A 16690-nucleotide genomic window follows, 5' to 3' on the forward strand; every position below is an offset into this window, starting at 1 on the left:
ATGAAGAATCCTTAAATAATATAACAAGCGTGAGTATAAGAGGTAAAATTAGATTTCTTTTATTAATACTGGGCGCTTGTTGTATTGTTACAGCCCTATCTTTAAAGCACTCTATCACCAAAAGGGACCTGCTCAAGTACGATGCCCATCAGCTTCAGGAAAATCTTAAAACTAAAGAGCAAACGGTTTACGATTTCTTGTCAGACTCGCTACAAGTGGAGCGGGCTAAGCAGTTTGATCAGAACGAACGTGCCAGCGCAGATTTTATCAAAAGCTATTCCGATAAGGGCGTTGGTTTATTGGTGTATAAAAATTCTGAACTTAAGTTCTGGAGTTCATTCAATGTGTTTCCTGCCGACCCAAAAACGGTTAAGGAAGGTTCCTCTTTTGAAAGCCTCCGCAATGGCTTCTATGAGTTGATCAAGAAAACTTCGGGCGATTATACCCTTGTTTTTCTAATTGAAGTAAAGAGCCACTTTGATATTCAAAATAATTACCTCGAAAATATCATCTCAAAATACCTTTCTCCTTCTAACTCCTTGTCGCTGGCAACTTATTCGGATCCAGATGTATATGGGATAAAAAACCTTAATGGAGAGCCATTATTTGAAGTCAAATTAAAACAAGGGGCATCTAAAAGTATTTACGGGACTATAGAAGTTTGGTTATGGGTAGTTGGTCTTTTTAGCTTTTGCCTGTTTTTAAACTCTTTATGTGCCTGGTTGGTAAGAAAAGGGTATTTACTAACTGGAACGTTATTGCTGGCGGTCTTCTTTCTAGCTGTTAGGATTACAGACCTGGAATATGGATGGTTTAATCACCAATTCAATCTGCAGATATTTAGTCCAGCTATATTTGGGGAGAGTTTTTTCCTTCCCTCTCTGGGCGACTTTTTACTCAATGTAATTGCCATTACCTGGGTGGTTTTGTTCGCTTATACCTACCGGGATAAATATAAAGTCCCTGATTGGCTGGCAGGAAGTAAAGTAGGGGGAATAGTCCTGCATTTGATTCTATTGCTGGGCTTTTCAGGATTGGCTTTCTTGTTTGATCAGGTCTTTCATGGCTTGATCATGAATTCGAAGATTAATTTTAACATCACCAATATTGTTAACCTGGGCTGGATTAGCTGGATCAGTATTTTCATTTTATGTCTGGTCTGGTTTAATGTTTATCTGATTGGAAACATCGCCATGCAGCAAACACTGCAGCTCAACGTGACCAACAAGGAACGTTTGGCCTTATTCCTTGCAGCATTTTTTGCCTACCTCATTTACAGAATTGAAGACGGATTTAGCATATTTTTTATCGCGTATGCGCTCTTTATTTTTATTATGGGCTGGAATATCTATATACGGAAGAATAAGTTCTCTATAGGGATATTTGCGGCCTTATTTTTCTGTTTGGCTTTCATTACCTCCATTAAATATTTGAGGTTTACAGATGAAAAGGATAAAAGTAAGCGCTACAACATTGCTAAAAAATTGGGCTATGCCGATGATCCAAAGATTATCAGTTCTATCGAAAGTCTGGAAAAAGCTGTTTTTACAGATGCCTTTATTGCGGAGTATTTTAAAAGACCAGTTCTGGATGGCACCTTTGATTTAGAGAAACACGTCAATAAAATATTGCTTGGCGGATATCTTACCCAGTACGAATACAATTTGTACGAATATAATCGGCAGGATTCCGCGATATCAAATAAAGGTGGTGTTCCACTTAGTTATTATAAAGATTTAGTAAAGTCGGGCTCTGTCAAGGTGCCCGAATCCAGATCCTTCTATAGGTTAAACTATACTTTTGGTTATCAGAATTATTTTGGGATCATACCGATATTTGTGGATAACCATAGGTTGGGCACTTTGGTGATAGACCTCAAATCGCCTCAATACAACTATAATAGCCAACTTCCAGAGATATTGGTAGATGGCAAGATTAAAGGAGAGGAAGATTATACCAATTATTCTTTTGCCTTTTACAACTCGGGTAGACTGATCAACCAATCGGGTAAGTTTACTTACAAGCTATCCAATGCTGGGTTTAAAGGAGAAGTAGGGAAAGGCGAAGTTATCCGCGATACACTCGGTTATACCCATTTAGTGTATATGCCAGCCAATTCCAAGATGATTGTGATCAGTAAGGAGCGGGTTTCCTATGTGGTAAGGCTGGCTACGTTGTCATTTTTCTTCCTTGTTTTTATTATTTTTTCAGTTACGCTTTATGCGTTAATCTGGCTCATCAAAAATATTGATGAAAGTTGGGGTGGTTGGTTTAATATCAACCGGTCTTTAATGATTAATGCAAATAAGATCCTTTACAAAACCCGGATTCAGTTCTCCATCGTACTTTCGGTGGTAGCTACCTTATTGATCGTAGGTTGGACAACCTATTTTTATATACGTGATGAGTATCGCAAACAACAGGAAACTCTGATAAAAGAAAAGATCAGGAAGGTTCAGTTAGCTTACGAAAAAGTGGTTTTTAGTTCAGGGGCTATTCCTGATGCAAACGATCAAACCGAGGCTGATTTTAATCAGTTTGCGAATGTTAATGCGGCCTACCTGAATCTTTTTGATACCAACGGAAATGTTCGTTTTACCTCGTTGCCAAAGATATACGACTTTGGGATCATTGGCAAAAAGATGGAGGCTACCGCTTATATCTATCTTAAATTGCAACAGGTATCCGAGTATATTAACCCTTCAGAGCAGATTGGGGATTTTAAGTATGCATCGGCATATGCACCCATAAGAAATGCCGAGAATAAAACGATCGCTTATATTGGCCTACCATATTATGGGAATGAAGCAGATTATCAAAGTAAAATTGGCCTTTTTATCAATACCCTGATTAATATTTATGCACTGGTGTTTGTGGCGATAGGTATCCTTGCAGTTTTCCTGGCCAATCAAATTACCAGTCCACTTACATTTATACAGGACAGTATCCGAAAAACCAAGCTCGGACAAAAGAATCAACCTATTCAATGGTCGCGACATGATGAGATCGGCTCTTTGATAAAAGAGTACAATAAGATGATTGCTGCTTTGGAAGAGAGTGCTACTAAGTTGGCACGATCTGAACGGGAGAGCGCCTGGCGGGAGATGGCCAAACAGGTTGCCCATGAAATTAAAAACCCACTGACGCCATTAAAATTGGGTGTTCAGCTGCTCGAGAAATCCTGGAAAGAGAAAGATCCTAATTTTGAAAAGAAGTTTGAAAGGTTCAATAAATCATTTATTGAGCAAATAGACAGTCTGTCTACCATAGCCTCAGAGTTCTCAAATTTTGCAAAAATGCCTGATACTAAGCTGGAAAAACTAGCGCTATTACCGATCATTGAGCAGGCGAGAAATGTTTTCACGAATACAGAAGATGCAGAGATTTATATCTTTAATCATGCCACTACAGAGCTGGTTGTGCTGGGCGATAAAGATCAATTGCTTCGTACGTTTAATAATCTATTGAAGAATGGAATTGAGGCCGGTAATCTCAGCGATAAATGTGTCATCAAGATTCGTATTGTTCAGGATGAATCGCACGTATTTATAGAAGTGGAGGATAATGGAAAGGGTATAGATACCTATTTGCAGGATAAGATATTTGTGCCGAATTTCACGACTAAATCGTCCGGAACGGGATTAGGATTGGCCTTTGTTAAGCAAGCGGTAGAGAATGCTGGGGGAACGGTTGGTTTTAAATCTGTAACAGATATGGGGACTACTTTTTATATTAGCTTTCCCTTATCTTAAGTTAATTGATGCTTTACCCATGGTAAAACCATCTGCGTATAAAATGATGGAATAGTCGCCTTTGATAAAAGGATTAGGGTTAATCCAGTCCATCACGTAAGAAGTGTCATCGCTGGAGTAAGTTATGGAAGTCGATGAAGTGTATTGCATTTCCTGTCCATCAGCTTCAAACATATTGCGCTCGTTGGCAATCAGGTTACCAACAGGATCAAAAATGCGAAGGTAGATCGTATGGTTGTTTTTCTCGGCAAGCTGATTGGGAACGATAGTGAATTTTACGCTTAGTTTCTTAGCTGTACTTGCACGTGTTACTTCGATGTTTTTACCACTACTTTTAATCTTATAGGCTGTAATCTGAACATTGTTTGCTTTTAAAGCAGCACTTGTTTTAACTTTTGCATTCAGTTCGGCATTCTTTTTCTCTAATTCACCTGTCTTGAATTTTTCTGTGCTCACAGTAGCTCTTAAGCTATCCCGTTGGGTTTTTAAGGATAAATTTTCTTGTTCCAAACGTAGAATCTGTTCGTTATGGATACTCACAAATTGCCTCAGCTCACGAACTTCTTTTTGGGCTGCGATTAAACTGGCCTGAGTTAAGGTGCCTTTTTGTAAGGCGAGCTTCAGTTCTGCTATCTTTTGTCGTGCGGATTGCTGTTCCTCCTGAAGTTTTCCGGTCAAGACTAAATTGAGGTCGTTCGCTTTGTCCAACTCTACTTCAATTTTTTCTACCTCCAGTTTTAACCGGTCTTTTTCGGTATTAATGGACACAAAACGTCCGCTTTGCTGTTCATCTTTAATGTATAAATAAAGGTTTGTGCCAAGTAAAGCCGCGATAACTACAATCAAAAAGTAAATTTTGTTGCGGTCGCCTTGATTGACAGTATCATTTTGGTTTGACATTTTTTAATTCAAATAAGCCGTTAAATAGGGACGGCATTAAAATGCATGATTAGGTAAAAAAACACTCAATTTGTATGAGAGCTAAAAAAAATTCGTTTAATTGCTAGATTCAGAGCTAATACTGTATACTGAACACAACAAAATGAAACCAATTTAAGTCACCACTAATTACAAAAGATGTTTAAAATACTAATTTATGCACTATTATTAGTTATAATCCCAATTTCCCTAATTGCGCAAACCCCATCAAAAATTGCTCCAAAAAGAGAGTTTAGAGGGGTGTGGGTTGCAACTGTTGCTAATATTGACTGGCCATCTAAGCCTGGACTTAGCGTTGACCAACAAAAACAGGAGCTAATTGGCCTGTTGGAACAGCATAAAGCAAATGGTATGAATGCGATTATGTTGCAGGTACGACCTGCTGCAGATGCCTTTTATACTAAATCGAGAGAGCCCTGGAGCCAGTGGCTAATGGGTAAACAAGGTCTGGCACCTGCTCCGGGGTATGACCCCTTGGAGTTTGCCATTAAAGAAGCTCATTTTAGGGGAATGGAGCTCCATGCCTGGTTTAATCCTTACCGGGCAACCACTAGTGCCAATGCTGTGGTTAGCCCTGATCACATGACCAGAAAACGGCCTGATTTGTTTTTCGTGTATGGCGGTAAAAAACAATTCGATCCCGGAATACCCGAAGTAAGAGAATATATTGTTCAGGTGATTTTGGATGTTGTAAAAGGATATGATGTGGATGGTATCCATTTCGACGATTATTTTTATCCTTATAAAATTGCTGGACAAACAATAAATGATGCGGCAACGTTTAACAAATTTCCGAACGGTTTTACTAATGTGAGCGACTGGCGCCGGAACAATGTTAATTTGCTGATTAAACAGTTGGACGACAGTATTCACCATTACAAAAAGTACGTGAAGTTCGGTGTAAGCCCTTTTGGTATCTGGAAAAATCTTTCTGAAGATAGCCTCGGATCTGCAACTAATGGCTTGTCTAATTATTCAGAACTGTATGCAGATTCACGTAAGTGGATTAAAGAAGGTTGGGTAGATTATATTAACCCACAGGTATATTTTAGTTTTACGCGTAAAGCGGCGCCTTTTGCGACCATAGTTGACTGGTGGACGAATAATACCTATGGCAGACATTTGTATATCGGACAGGGCCCTTATTTGATTCATAATGGAACCACAAAAAAGGAGGCTGCCTGGGCTTTATCTAATCAGATTCCTAATCAGATCAGGCACATTAGAAAGAGTAACCTGATACAGGGAAGCGTATTCTTTAGTTCCAAGTCCTTTTCTACTGTTGGCCGTGCTTTTGGCGACTCGCTAAAGAATAACTTTTATAAATATCCAGCGCTGCCTCCGCAAATGCCATGGTTGGATGATGTGGTTCCTAATCAGCCGCTCCACCTTATTGCCGAAGCACATACAGATGGTGTTCACTTGAGTTGGGAAAAGCCATTAAAAGCGCTCGATGGCGAAACGGCTTCGGGTTATGTGGTTTATCGATTTAATGAAGGAGAAAAGGTTGATGTGCTGGATCCGAGGAACATCATTAGGATTAGGTTCGAAGACTTTACTAAGTTTATCGATACGACTGTAGAAAAGGGGAAGCGTTATAATTACCTGGTCACGGCATTAGATAGATTAAAGAATGAAAGTGAGCCAAGTGGGCCAGTAGGTATCCAGACAAAGGAATTGGCTAGCGCGGAATAAATTCAGGATGACGATAGTTCAAAAAAAACGGAGTGTTTAATCATAAACACTCCGTTTTTTTACGCTGATAATTCTTATTTCTGTGGCATCAATACCAAACGGATGTAATTATCTTCGTTTAAGTATTTCTTAGCGGTTGCTTTTGAAGTTTCAACAGTAACGCTGTTTAACCTTTGTTTTACATCCAGGATTTGATCCAAATCATCTCCATATTTTAAACGATTGGTTAGGTAGCTCATCCAAAACTTATTGTCGCGTAAGCTAAGCTCTACTTGACGTTGTTCTTCTGATCTAAATTTACTGATGTCATCAACAGTAGCGCCGTTGTTTTTAATCTGATCAACCTCATCCAAAGCAGCAGCAATTAGCTTTTCAACATTTGCCGTAGCACAGCTGAATGAAATGGTGAAATAATAATGAGCGGTAGGATACTTACTCAGGCTTAAACCTACCCGAGGACTATAAACACCGCTTTCTTTTTCACGTAAGCGCTCTAGAATTTTATTCTCTAGAGCTGCTTTTAAGGCGTCTAATTGAATATTGGTTTGCGCATCATAGTCGTAATCACCATGCAGGTACAATTGTACTTCCGCTTTGTCTTCAAGACCCTTGTATACTGTTTTGCTAACTTTTCCTTTTGGCGAGTATATGCCATTGTCAACAAAGTTTTGTTTTTTATTTAAAGAGGGTAAACTTGCAATGTAAGTTTCAAGAAGCGGTTTTATATTTTCGATATTGAAGTTCCCTACAATTACAAAAGTTTGCTCGCTGTTGTCCGCAAAACGATCTTTATAGAAGTTGTATGCTTCATCCAGTGATATTTTATCCAAATCCGATAGGTTTGTAGGCATCGCACGTTTGTGGTAAGATGACAATACCGCTTGTACTGTATCGGCAAAAACACTTTCCGGGCTCGAATTTTTATTCTCCAGACTCACTTTATAATCGCTAATGCTCTTATTGAAGATCTCTACATCTTTACGTGGGTTGGTTGCATAAGCATAAACCATTTGGAAGGCTGATTCCAGATCTTTTGGAGTAGAACTACCACCATATCCCTGGTATAAATCGCTAATATAACTGCCACCGCTTCCGGTATTTCCGGCCATTAATTTGTTCAATTGTGTTGGGTTAAACTCAGCCACACCACTTTGAGAGATTAGGCTAGCCATTTCTGCAGATCTGAAATTGGCGTCGGTAGCCAATGAAGTACCGCCTTTAGAGAATGAACTGAAAATGATCTGATCATTTTTAAAATCAGTAGGCTTAAGCAATACCTTAATGCCATTGCTTAGCGTAAGCTCAGTAACTCCGATTTTATCAAATTTTTTCTCAGCTACTACTTTTCCAGCTACTGGTTTTTTATCCAATAAAGGTTTGTCTACCGTATTGTCGACATACGCGGTTACATTGTTTCCTGCATTTTTTAATGCAGCAAGCAATTGAGCTTCCGTAGGAAGGTTTGCTTTTTCTTTCTCCGGAGCCTGTACAATGATGATTTGATTTTCTTTAGTGATCAACGTTTTTGCTAATGCATTAACCTGATCAAGAGTGATGCTAGCAAGGGCTTTTTTAGTCAACTCATAAGATACTTCAGTCGAAGGAATGATTGATCCCGTTAGGAAATTGTTCAGGTATCTCTTTACGAGAGCTGAAGACTGTATTTTGTCCTTTTCCTTTAACCTCATTTCGTTACTGGCGGCCATGTTCTTTTTAGCTACATCCAATTCAGATTGCATGAAGCCATATTTGGTCATACGCTCATTCTCTGCAAGTACTGCTGTAAAAGCCTTTTCAAGTGTGGCGCCTGTTTTAGATACTGCGGCAGATTGAAAGGCATTAATGTTCGGTACCAAGCCACCCTGGTAAGCACCAAATCCGCTTTGTCCCTGGATAAATGGTGCATTATCTTTTTGCATGATCTCTTGCATTCTTGCACCAAGCATGCTGTTGATCATACTGTACATCATGCTCTTTTTGTAATCAGCAGTAGTTTTTGTGGTGTTCCCACGTTGTTTGTACATGATCTGTGCTACATTATACTGTTGCTCAGGATCAGTAATGATTTTTACAAGTGCTGCTTTGTTGTCAGGCAAATCGTAGCTTGGACGAGGTCTTGGGCTTGCTGGATTAGTAAGGCCGGAAAAGTTGGCTTTAATCAGTTGCTCAACTTCATTCACATCAAAATCACCAACAGCAATTACAGCCTGTAAGTTTGGTCTATACCAATCTTTATAAAAGTTTCTGATTTTGTCGTGCGTAAAGGTGTTTAAGATGTCTATTTTACCAATAGGCAAACGATCAGCATAGCGTGATCCTTTCAATAATAGCGGCAGTAATTGCTTGCTCATACGATCTTGTGCATTTTTTCCGCGCTCTCGATCCTCTTCTACAATTACACCACGTTCTTTGTCAATTTCATCACCCTCCATTACAATTTTACCAGCCCAGTTGGCTAATATTTTAAAGCCGGTTTTAAATAGGGCTATGCTATCGGTAGGGATAGGCAATTGATAAACGGTATGGTCAAAGCTGGTGTAGGCATTAAGGTCGGCCCCAAAGCGTATCCCGGCTTTCTGTAGATAATTGATCATCTCATTTTTTGGAAAATCTTTTGTTCCATTAAATGCCATGTGCTCTGTAAAGTGGGCTAATCCTTGTTGGTTATCGTCTTCCATTAAGGAACCAATACGTGTAGCTAGATACAGTTCTGCCCTTTTTTTAGGCTCAGTATTTTTTTTGATATAATAGGTAAGGCCATTGGCAAGCTTTCCAATTTTTACATTGGGGTCGTTAGGAATGATATCCCCATCAACCTTTTTAGCTACAGTAGTTGTCGGTTTTTTTACAACAGTAGCTTTTTTCTGGGCGTACCCGGGCGTGTTTACAGCGAAAATAACTGCAAGTCCCATGCAAAGGACGCTATAATTTTTTCTCATGAATAATAAGTTTACCATCAAACCTACTAAGGCCTTAGTATAGATGATAAAAATTTAACATAATTTAACAAATGGAACCAGGTTCCAGGGGATTAAAACTAAACCTTGATGATGATTTTTCTGTTGTACATTACCCAAAGTACCACTAGCCAGAATATAATATAGGTTATGGCCCATGCAAGGGAGGCATTGATCGGGGATAGCCAGCCTGTAAAGCCAGAATATAACCAAGCCTGAAGATTTATTTCTGTTCCATCGCCAGCCTTTACAGTAAACATACCCAAAGTTCTTGGGATTAGTCCTGAAAGGAAGAATACGGTGATTGCATTTACACCATACACCACAAAAGGTTTGGTAAAGCGGTTGTATTTTTGAATGTCGATGATCCAATAGCAGAAAGATAGGATGATTGTGGCCAAACCACCGGTATAAAGCACAAAAGAGCTTGTCCAAAGCGATTTGTTAATTGGAAACTGCAAGTCCCACAGTAAGCCCAGGGCAACAGCTGCTGTTCCTGTGCAAAACAACCAGGCGATCTTCGTTGCTGGCTCAATGTCTTTGCGTTTTAAGTATACGCCTACCAATACACCAAAAAGACCGCTTGCAATTGCGGGAAGGGTACTTAAAATCCCCTCGGGGTCCCATGTTTTAGCTGCCTTCCATAAATGAGCTTCTGAAAGGATGCTACGGTCTAACCAGGCGCCCAGATTGGTTTCTTTCTCCAGGTTGGCATAACCAACACCCGGAACAGGAACGAAGGTCATCAGTACCCAGTAAATAGCGAGTATGGCAATCAGGATTTTGAAAACGTTCTTTTCTGAGCTTTTAAGAAAAATAACGGCCGAGATAAAAAATACAATGGCTATTCGTTGTAATACCCCAGGGATTCGTACATGTTGAAAGGCTTCAATAGGCTCGCTGAAAACTTTAGGGTAGAGTGATAAGAAGAGGCCAAGTCCAAATAAGATAAGCCCTCTTTTAAGTGCCTTTAAGATAGTTTTTCCATGTGTAGCTGGGTCCGCTTTCTTGCTGCCCATCGCATAAGCGATCGATACGCCCACAATAAACAGGAAAAATGGGAAAATCAGGTCTGTAGGTGTACATCCATTCCAGCTGGCGTGTTCTAGTGGTGCATAAATATTACCCCAATCTCCAGGATTATTAACCAGTATCATTGCTGCAACCGTTGCACCCCTGAAAAAATCCAAAGATAGTAACCTGGCAGGCGCTTCCTGCGAAATTTGAGATTGGGCCATATGAATGATTTTAAACAAAAAAAACCGCTATCGTTTAAGGATAGCGGTTATAAATATAATAATTTAACTAGAACTTATAGCGTACAAAAGCTTCCATCGCTTCGTACTCAGCTAAACCTAAACTGTCATAAGCCTGAGCTGTTTCTCTGTTTCTGTCTTCAGCACGTTGCCAGAATTCTCTTGGATCATCTCCCGGGAAAACAGCGGTATCTTTTTGCGACTGATGTTTGAAAATAGCCATTTTTTTACGCTCAACTTCTTGCGGGCTAAGCGGCACAGCCATTTCAATTTCATGCGTCTCAAATTCCTGCCATGCACCACGGTACATCCATAACCAGCAATCTTTAACCCAATCCTCAGTTTTAGCTAAACGTTTTAACGCTTCTAAAATGATGTTGAAGCAAACGATATGCGTTCCATGCGGATCCTCAAAGTCGCCTGCTGCAAATACCTGATGAGGTTTTACCTTTTGTAGCAATTCCATTGTTAGCACCACGTCAGCTTCGGTCACTGGGTTTTTCTGGCTTTTTCCACTTTCATAGAATGGTAAAGCCATAAAGTGAATATGGTCATCTGCTAATCCGCAATAACGTGCACCAGCGATGGCTTCACCTTTTCTGATTAGACCTTTTACGGTTTGAATTTCAGGCGTGTCAATTTGATTAGGTTTCTTTTTCTCCATGAAAGACCGCATGTTCTGATACAAAGATTTTAACTCTGTAGTATCAAGACCCATTTTTTCAGAAAAGTCGATGTTGAATTCAACAAAACGTAATGCGTCATCATCCCATACGGCAGTGTTACCTGAAGTTTGGTAGGCTACGTGAACATCTTGTTTTTGATCAGCAAGGCGGATAAATGTGCCACCCATAGAGATTACATCGTCATCAGGGTGCGGTGAGAAAATGATTGAACGCTTTTTAGCCGGCTCTGCACGCTCCGGTCTTTGCGAATCATCAGCATTAGGTTTACCACCTGGCCAACCTGTAATGGTATGCTGTAGTTTATTAAATATATCGATGTTGATATTGTAAACAGGACCTTTTTCAACAGCCAACTGAGCCATGCCATGGTTGTTGTAATCGTCTTCTGTAAGTTTTAATACTGGTTTTTTAAGTGTATTAGAAAGCCAGATTACAGCTTTTCTAGTGATTTTTTCATCCCATACACAATCCTTAACCAACCAAGGTGTATCGAAACGGGTTAGCATTGAAGCTGCATCCTGATCTAAAATGAACTCAACATGCTGAGATAATTGTAAGTAAGTTGCAGGAACTTCACTTGAAATTTCTCCTTCAACAGTTTTTTTAATGATCGGTGCTTTTTTCTTATTCCAAGCCATTAGGATAATTTCCCTGGCTTTGAAAATAGTACCCACACCCATTGTAATTGCTTTTGTTGGAACAAAAGATTTACCCCCAAAGTCCCTTGCCGCATCTCTTCTGGTCAAGTCGTCTAGTGTAACCAAACGTGTTCCAGAGTTTGGTGCAGAACCTGGCTCATTGAAACCGATGTGACCTGTACGTCCGATACCGAGGATTTGTATATCTAATCCTCCCAGGTCTCCAATCTTTTTCTCATAATTCAGGCAAAATGCAGGAATTTCTTCTAAACTCAATGTACCATCAGGAATGTTCACATTGTTCTTATCGATGTCGATATGATCAAATAAGTTTTCATTCATGAAAGTCACATAACTCTGCGCAGCATTTGGCTGCATAGGGTAATATTCATCAAGGTTAAAAGTAACCACATTTTTAAAACTCAACCCCTCCTCTTTATGCATTCTTACCAGTTCGGCATAAACGGCAATTGGTGTAGCTCCAGTAGCTAAACCTAAAACTGCCTGAGCATTGTTTTTTTGTTTTTCCTTAATCAGTTTCCCGATGCGATGAGCAACGCTAAGTGATGCTGCTTTAGGGTTTTCAAAGACAGAAACAGGCAGTTTTTCAAAGCGTGTTTCTTCTAGAAGATTTAATCTAGCCATTTAGTTTGTTCTTAAAATTTGTACGGAGCAGTAAATATAGGCACTCTTGGGACTTTATCAAATTTTTTAATTACAAGATGTCCTTTTTAAAAAATGTTTTTAGCGAAGCCCTGGCTCCTAGTCGGTTGGTAACATAACAAATCGTATTGCAAAAAAGTTCTCTGGGCTGCTGTAATTGCAGGAATAGGATTAACTTAATGGTTTAGTGGAAGTTGTAATGGTATTTGTTTTATATTTATAACAAGATAACCGTTTGTAGCCAATGACAGAAAACAAGGGTTTAAAGAAAACGCTCACGCCTTTCATGCTCTGGGGGCTTGGGGTGGGGTACGTGATCTCGGGCATGTACTTTGGTTGGAACCTGGGCCTGGAGAAAGGCGGCACCGGGGGGATGGCTATTGCAACCCTCGTGATCATGGTGATGTATATCACTTTCACCTTTAGTTATGCTGAGCTGGCTTGTGCAATTCCAAAAGCCGGCGGGGTGTTCGACTATGCCAATAAGGCAATGGGGAAAAACATTGGGTTTATTGCGGGTATTGCCCAGATCGTCGAATTTATCTTAGCTCCCCCTGCCATTGCTTTTGCAATTGGCGCTTATTTCAATGCCTTTTTTCCGCAAGTGCCCATACTTACCAGTGCCATATCCATCTATTTTGTATTCACCGCGCTAAATGTTTACGGTGTTAAAGCTGCAGCTTCTTTTGAAGTGATCATTACCATCTTTGCTGTCGGCGAGCTGTTGCTTTTCTCGGGATTGGCCGCGCCAAAATTCCAAATCTCTAACCTTACTCATAATGCTTTTCCCAATGGTTGGAGCGGTGTTTTTGGTGCCATTCCTTTCGCCATCTGGTTTTTTCTGGGGATAGAAGGGATTGCCAATGTAGCCGAGGAAACTAAAAATCCGCAGAGAGACATCAGTAAAGGATTTGGCTGGGCTATATTTACACTCGTCATTTTATGTGTGCTGGTCTTTGTAACAGCGACAGGAATTTCAGGTTGGGAAACGATTGTTTATAAAAATGGTATTGCTGGAGAAACCTCAGATTCTCCACTTCCACTTGCTTTGGCTAAAATAACCGGGAGTAGCCATGTGATGTATCATTTACTCATCACCGTAGGCCTGTTTGGTTTGGTCGCTTCCTTTCATGGGTTGATTCTTGCGGCTGGTCGTTCTACTTATGAGATGGGAAGAGTACACAACATCCCTTCTTTTTTAGGTAAAATTTCCCCTCGGTTTCATACTCCCGCCAATGCGTTGATCGGAAATATGGTCATTGGTATTTTGGCGCTATTATCTGGTAAAACATCCGAAATTATTATCATATCTGTTTTTGGTGCGCTTACCTTGTACATCGTTGCTATGGTCTCTGTGATTATTCTCCGGAAAAATGAGCCGGAATTACACCGACCTTTTCGTGTGCGCTTTTTTCCGGCATTTCCTATTGTTTCTTTGCTGATCGCCTCAGTATCCATCGTTGCCATGTTTATTTTTAACCTTACACTGGGGCTCATTTATTTTTCGATCCTGATTATTACTTTTTTACTGTATAAACTTTTTAAACCCGTAGACAGATGACAACAGAAGAGATTTTAGCCTATGTAAAAGAGCATCCTTTAGGCAAAGTAAAAATAGCCGTATCCGATATTGATGGCGTGTTACGGGGTAAGTATATCTCGGCAGAGAAGTTTGCTTCGGTTGTTGCGGGGCGCTTGGGTTTTTGCGATGTAACCTTTGGATGGGATATGGGCGATGTGGCTTACGACAATGTAAAATTTACAGGATGGCATACTGGTTATCCTGACGCACTGGTAAAGTTGGATCTTAGTACCTTTAGGAAAATCCCATGGGAAAATAACATCCCCTTTTTTCTGGGTGATTTTGTAGATGAAAAGCTTGTTCCGGTATATACTTGTCCAAGGCAATTGCTTCGTAAAGTGCTAGCAGATGCTGAAAATTCAGGTTATCAGGCCTATTTTGCGCAGGAATTTGAGTGGTTCAACTTTGCGGAAACACCCGAAACGGCGCATCAAAAGAACTTTAGTGGCCTAACGCCATTAACTCCAGGTATGTTTGGTTATTCTATTTTGCGCAGCACTTTGAAAAATGAGTACATGAGCGACCTTTTCGATCTGTTGAGTAGGTTTGATATTCCAATAGAGGGTTTGCATACCGAAACAGGGCCTGGCGTATATGAAGCGGCTATAAAGTATGCTTCGGTTTTGGTGGCTGCGGACCAGGCGGTATTATTTAAAACTGCTGTAAAGGAAATTGCGTATAAGCATGGGATCATGGCTACTTTTATGGCCAAGATCAGTGAGCATCTCCCTGGATGCAGTGGACATGTGCATCAGAGTTTGTGGGATAAGGACTCTAAACAAAACCTGTTTCATGATGAAAATGATCCGCATCGGATGAGTGGGCTGATGAAAAGCTATATCGCCGGACAGTTGCATTGTATACCTCATATTTTACCCATGATTGCACCAACCATTAATAGTTATAAACGATTGGTAGAGGGAGCCTGGGCGCCAACTACGCTCACCTGGGGTATCGACAACAGGACTGTAGCCTTAAGGGCATTGCCTGGTCATGCGAAGACCTGCCGACTGGAAACCCGTGTCGTAGGTTCTGATAGCAATCCTTATTTGGCCTTGTCAGCCTGTCTGGCTGCGGGATTGTATGGCATCAAAAACAAGATGAAGCTGGATAAAGAAGCGACCAATGGCAATGGTTATAAGGACCTCTCGAATGGTGTTTTGCCTCAAAACCTTTATGAGGCTACCCAGCGAATGAAACAATCCGCTATAGCGGAAGAGCTGTTCGGAGCAGGCTTTGTCGCACATTTTACGCAGACCAGAGAATGGGAGTGGCGTCAATATGCAAAAGCGGTAACCGATTGGGAATTAAAAAGATATTTCGAAATTATTTAACGGCAATTATTTCATTAGTTATGACATTTGATCACATCTATCAGTACAATTTTCCAACTACGATCCGGTTTGGAGCCGGAGCAATTAAAGAATTACCAGAATATCTTAGGCAAAATGGATTGAAGCGGCCATTGATCGTGACAGATCCAATCATTGCTGCGCTTCCTTTTTTTAAAACCATTATGAGTGATCTGCGTATTCATGGTATTGCAGTAGAGGTGTTTAGTGATATTCATAAAAATCCGGTAAAAAGCGATGTGTATAAAGGCACCGAGGCCTGGGACGATACCGCCAGAGATAGCGTAATTGGAATTGGTGGCGGTGCTGCACTGGATGTAGCCAGGGCAATTGTGCTGCGGGTAAATCATCGTGAGGATCTATTTAAGTACGATGATCTGATTGGAGGCGATGTTTACGTGACCAATGAGGTGCCGCATTTTATTACGGTACCAACCACTTCAGGCACGGGCAGTGAGGTAGGTCGGAGCGCAATTATTGCCGATGACGAGACGCACCAGAAAAAGATTTTGTTTTCGCCAAAGCTCATGGCGAAGATTGTATTCGCCGATCCTGTTTTGACAATGGATTTGCCGTCATTTATTACGGCGGCTACGGGTATGGATGCATTAACGCACAATATGGAAGCTTTTTTGGCGAAAAATCCCCATCCACTATGTGATGGGATAGCGCTTGAAGGGATTTCGCTGATTAAGGATGCATTGGAACCTGCGACAAATCGTCCGGATATCGAAAGTCGCAGCAAAATGTTAATGGCCTCAATGATGGGAGCTATCGCTTTTCAAAAGGGGCTTGGTGTGGTACATTCGCTTGCGCATCCACTTTCTTCTTTATTAGATACACATCATGGTTTGGCTAATGCCGTAAATCTTCCTTATGGGATGGCATTCAATATTGAAGGTTTTGAAGATAAATTTCGACGTATTGCGCGAACATTGGAATTGAAGGAGGAAAATGGAAAGGCTGTAGTCGAATACCTATTTAATCTCAATACCAAAATTGGCATCCCACATCACTTGGGCGACATTGGCGTGAAGCAGGAGCATATAGAAACCCTGGCCGATTTGGCCTTTGCCGATTTTGCCCATCCAAATAATCCGAAACCCGTGAGTAGAGCTGACTTTAAGCATTTGTATTTGAGCGCGCTTTAGTTAAATTGCAATTGGAAAC

9 protein-coding genes are annotated in these 16690 nt (G+C 40.6%); 5 read left to right on the top strand and 4 right to left on the bottom strand.

What is annotated here, in order from left to right; translation table 11 throughout:
• Positions 1 to 29 precede the first annotated feature (29 nt).
• The gene (locus BLS35_RS22875; RefSeq protein ID WP_254779065.1) at positions 30 to 3752 is read left to right on the top strand and encodes a sensor histidine kinase; all 3723 of its coding nucleotides are present in this window, start codon (positions 30 to 32) and stop codon (positions 3750 to 3752) included.
• On the opposite strand, the gene BLS35_RS22880 is transcribed toward BLS35_RS22875, so the two are convergent.
• The gene (locus BLS35_RS22880; protein ID WP_090785748.1) at positions 3744 to 4652 is read right to left on the bottom strand and encodes a hypothetical protein; all 909 of its coding nucleotides are present in this window, start codon (positions 4650 to 4652) and stop codon (positions 3744 to 3746) included. The genes BLS35_RS22875 and BLS35_RS22880 overlap by 9 nt on opposite strands.
• Before the next feature lie 177 nt (positions 4653 to 4829).
• Between BLS35_RS22880 and BLS35_RS22885 the strand changes: the two genes are divergently transcribed.
• The gene (locus tag BLS35_RS22885; protein ID WP_090785749.1) at positions 4830 to 6386 is read left to right on the top strand and encodes a glycoside hydrolase family 10-like protein; all 1557 of its coding nucleotides are present in this window, start codon (positions 4830 to 4832) and stop codon (positions 6384 to 6386) included.
• Between the two features lie 74 nt (positions 6387 to 6460).
• Here BLS35_RS22885 and BLS35_RS22890 read toward each other — a convergent pair whose 3' ends face one another.
• The 3 genes from BLS35_RS22890 to nagB all read right to left on the bottom strand — a co-directional run bounded on the left by BLS35_RS22890 (position 6461) and on the right by nagB (position 12568).
• Positions 6461 to 9325, bottom strand: a complete 2865-nt coding sequence (locus tag BLS35_RS22890) for a M16 family metallopeptidase (RefSeq protein WP_090785804.1) — start codon at positions 9323 to 9325, stop codon at positions 6461 to 6463.
• A gap of 98 nt (positions 9326 to 9423) precedes the next feature.
• A complete protein-coding gene (locus BLS35_RS22895; protein WP_090785750.1) occupies positions 9424 to 10581 on the bottom strand; it encodes an acyltransferase family protein in 1158 nt (385 codons plus the stop codon).
• 67 nt (positions 10582 to 10648) lie between these two features.
• On the bottom strand, positions 10649 to 12568 hold the full coding sequence (nagB, locus tag BLS35_RS22900) for a glucosamine-6-phosphate deaminase (protein ID WP_090785751.1): 1920 nt from the start codon (positions 12566 to 12568) through the stop codon (positions 10649 to 10651).
• Between the two features lie 262 nt (positions 12569 to 12830).
• Between nagB and eat the strand changes: the two genes are divergently transcribed.
• The 3 genes from eat to BLS35_RS22915 are packed head-to-tail and all read left to right on the top strand — an operon-like array spanning position 12831 to position 16671.
• Entirely contained in the window at positions 12831 to 14147 is a 1317-nt protein-coding gene (gene eat, locus BLS35_RS22905; RefSeq protein WP_090785752.1) for an ethanolamine permease, read from the top strand.
• The gene (locus BLS35_RS22910) at positions 14144 to 15502 is read left to right on the top strand and encodes a glutamine synthetase family protein (RefSeq protein WP_090785753.1); all 1359 of its coding nucleotides are present in this window, start codon (positions 14144 to 14146) and stop codon (positions 15500 to 15502) included. The genes eat and BLS35_RS22910 overlap by 4 nt, the downstream gene beginning before the upstream one ends.
• A gap of 20 nt (positions 15503 to 15522) precedes the next feature.
• A complete protein-coding gene (locus BLS35_RS22915; RefSeq protein WP_090785754.1) occupies positions 15523 to 16671 on the top strand; it encodes an iron-containing alcohol dehydrogenase in 1149 nt (382 codons plus the stop codon).
• The last annotated feature ends 19 nt before the right edge of the window (positions 16672 to 16690 follow it).

It is taken from the genome of Pedobacter sp. ok626, from assembly GCF_900100435.1.
In the GTDB taxonomy this organism is placed as follows: Bacteria; Bacteroidota; Bacteroidia; order Sphingobacteriales; family Sphingobacteriaceae; genus Pedobacter.

Bases quoted from the DNA above. Each gene is read 5' to 3' on its own strand.
- BLS35_RS22880 (WP_090785748.1), bottom strand. From the start codon at position 4,652: ATGTCAAACCAAAATGATACTGTCAATCAAGGCGACCGCAACAAAATT.
- BLS35_RS22885 (WP_090785749.1), top strand. From the start codon at position 4,830: ATGTTTAAAATACTAATTTATGCACTATTATTAGTTATAATCCCAATT.
- BLS35_RS22890 (WP_090785804.1), bottom strand. From the start codon at position 9,325: ATGAGAAAAAATTATAGCGTCCTTTGCATGGGACTTGCAGTTATTTTC.
- BLS35_RS22895 (WP_090785750.1), bottom strand. From the start codon at position 10,581: ATGGCCCAATCTCAAATTTCGCAGGAAGCGCCTGCCAGGTTACTATCT.
- nagB (WP_090785751.1), bottom strand. From the start codon at position 12,568: ATGGCTAGATTAAATCTTCTAGAAGAAACACGCTTTGAAAAACTGCCT.
- eat (WP_090785752.1), top strand. From the start codon at position 12,831: ATGACAGAAAACAAGGGTTTAAAGAAAACGCTCACGCCTTTCATGCTC.
- BLS35_RS22910 (WP_090785753.1), top strand. From the start codon at position 14,144: ATGACAACAGAAGAGATTTTAGCCTATGTAAAAGAGCATCCTTTAGGC.
- BLS35_RS22915 (WP_090785754.1), top strand. From the start codon at position 15,523: ATGACATTTGATCACATCTATCAGTACAATTTTCCAACTACGATCCGG.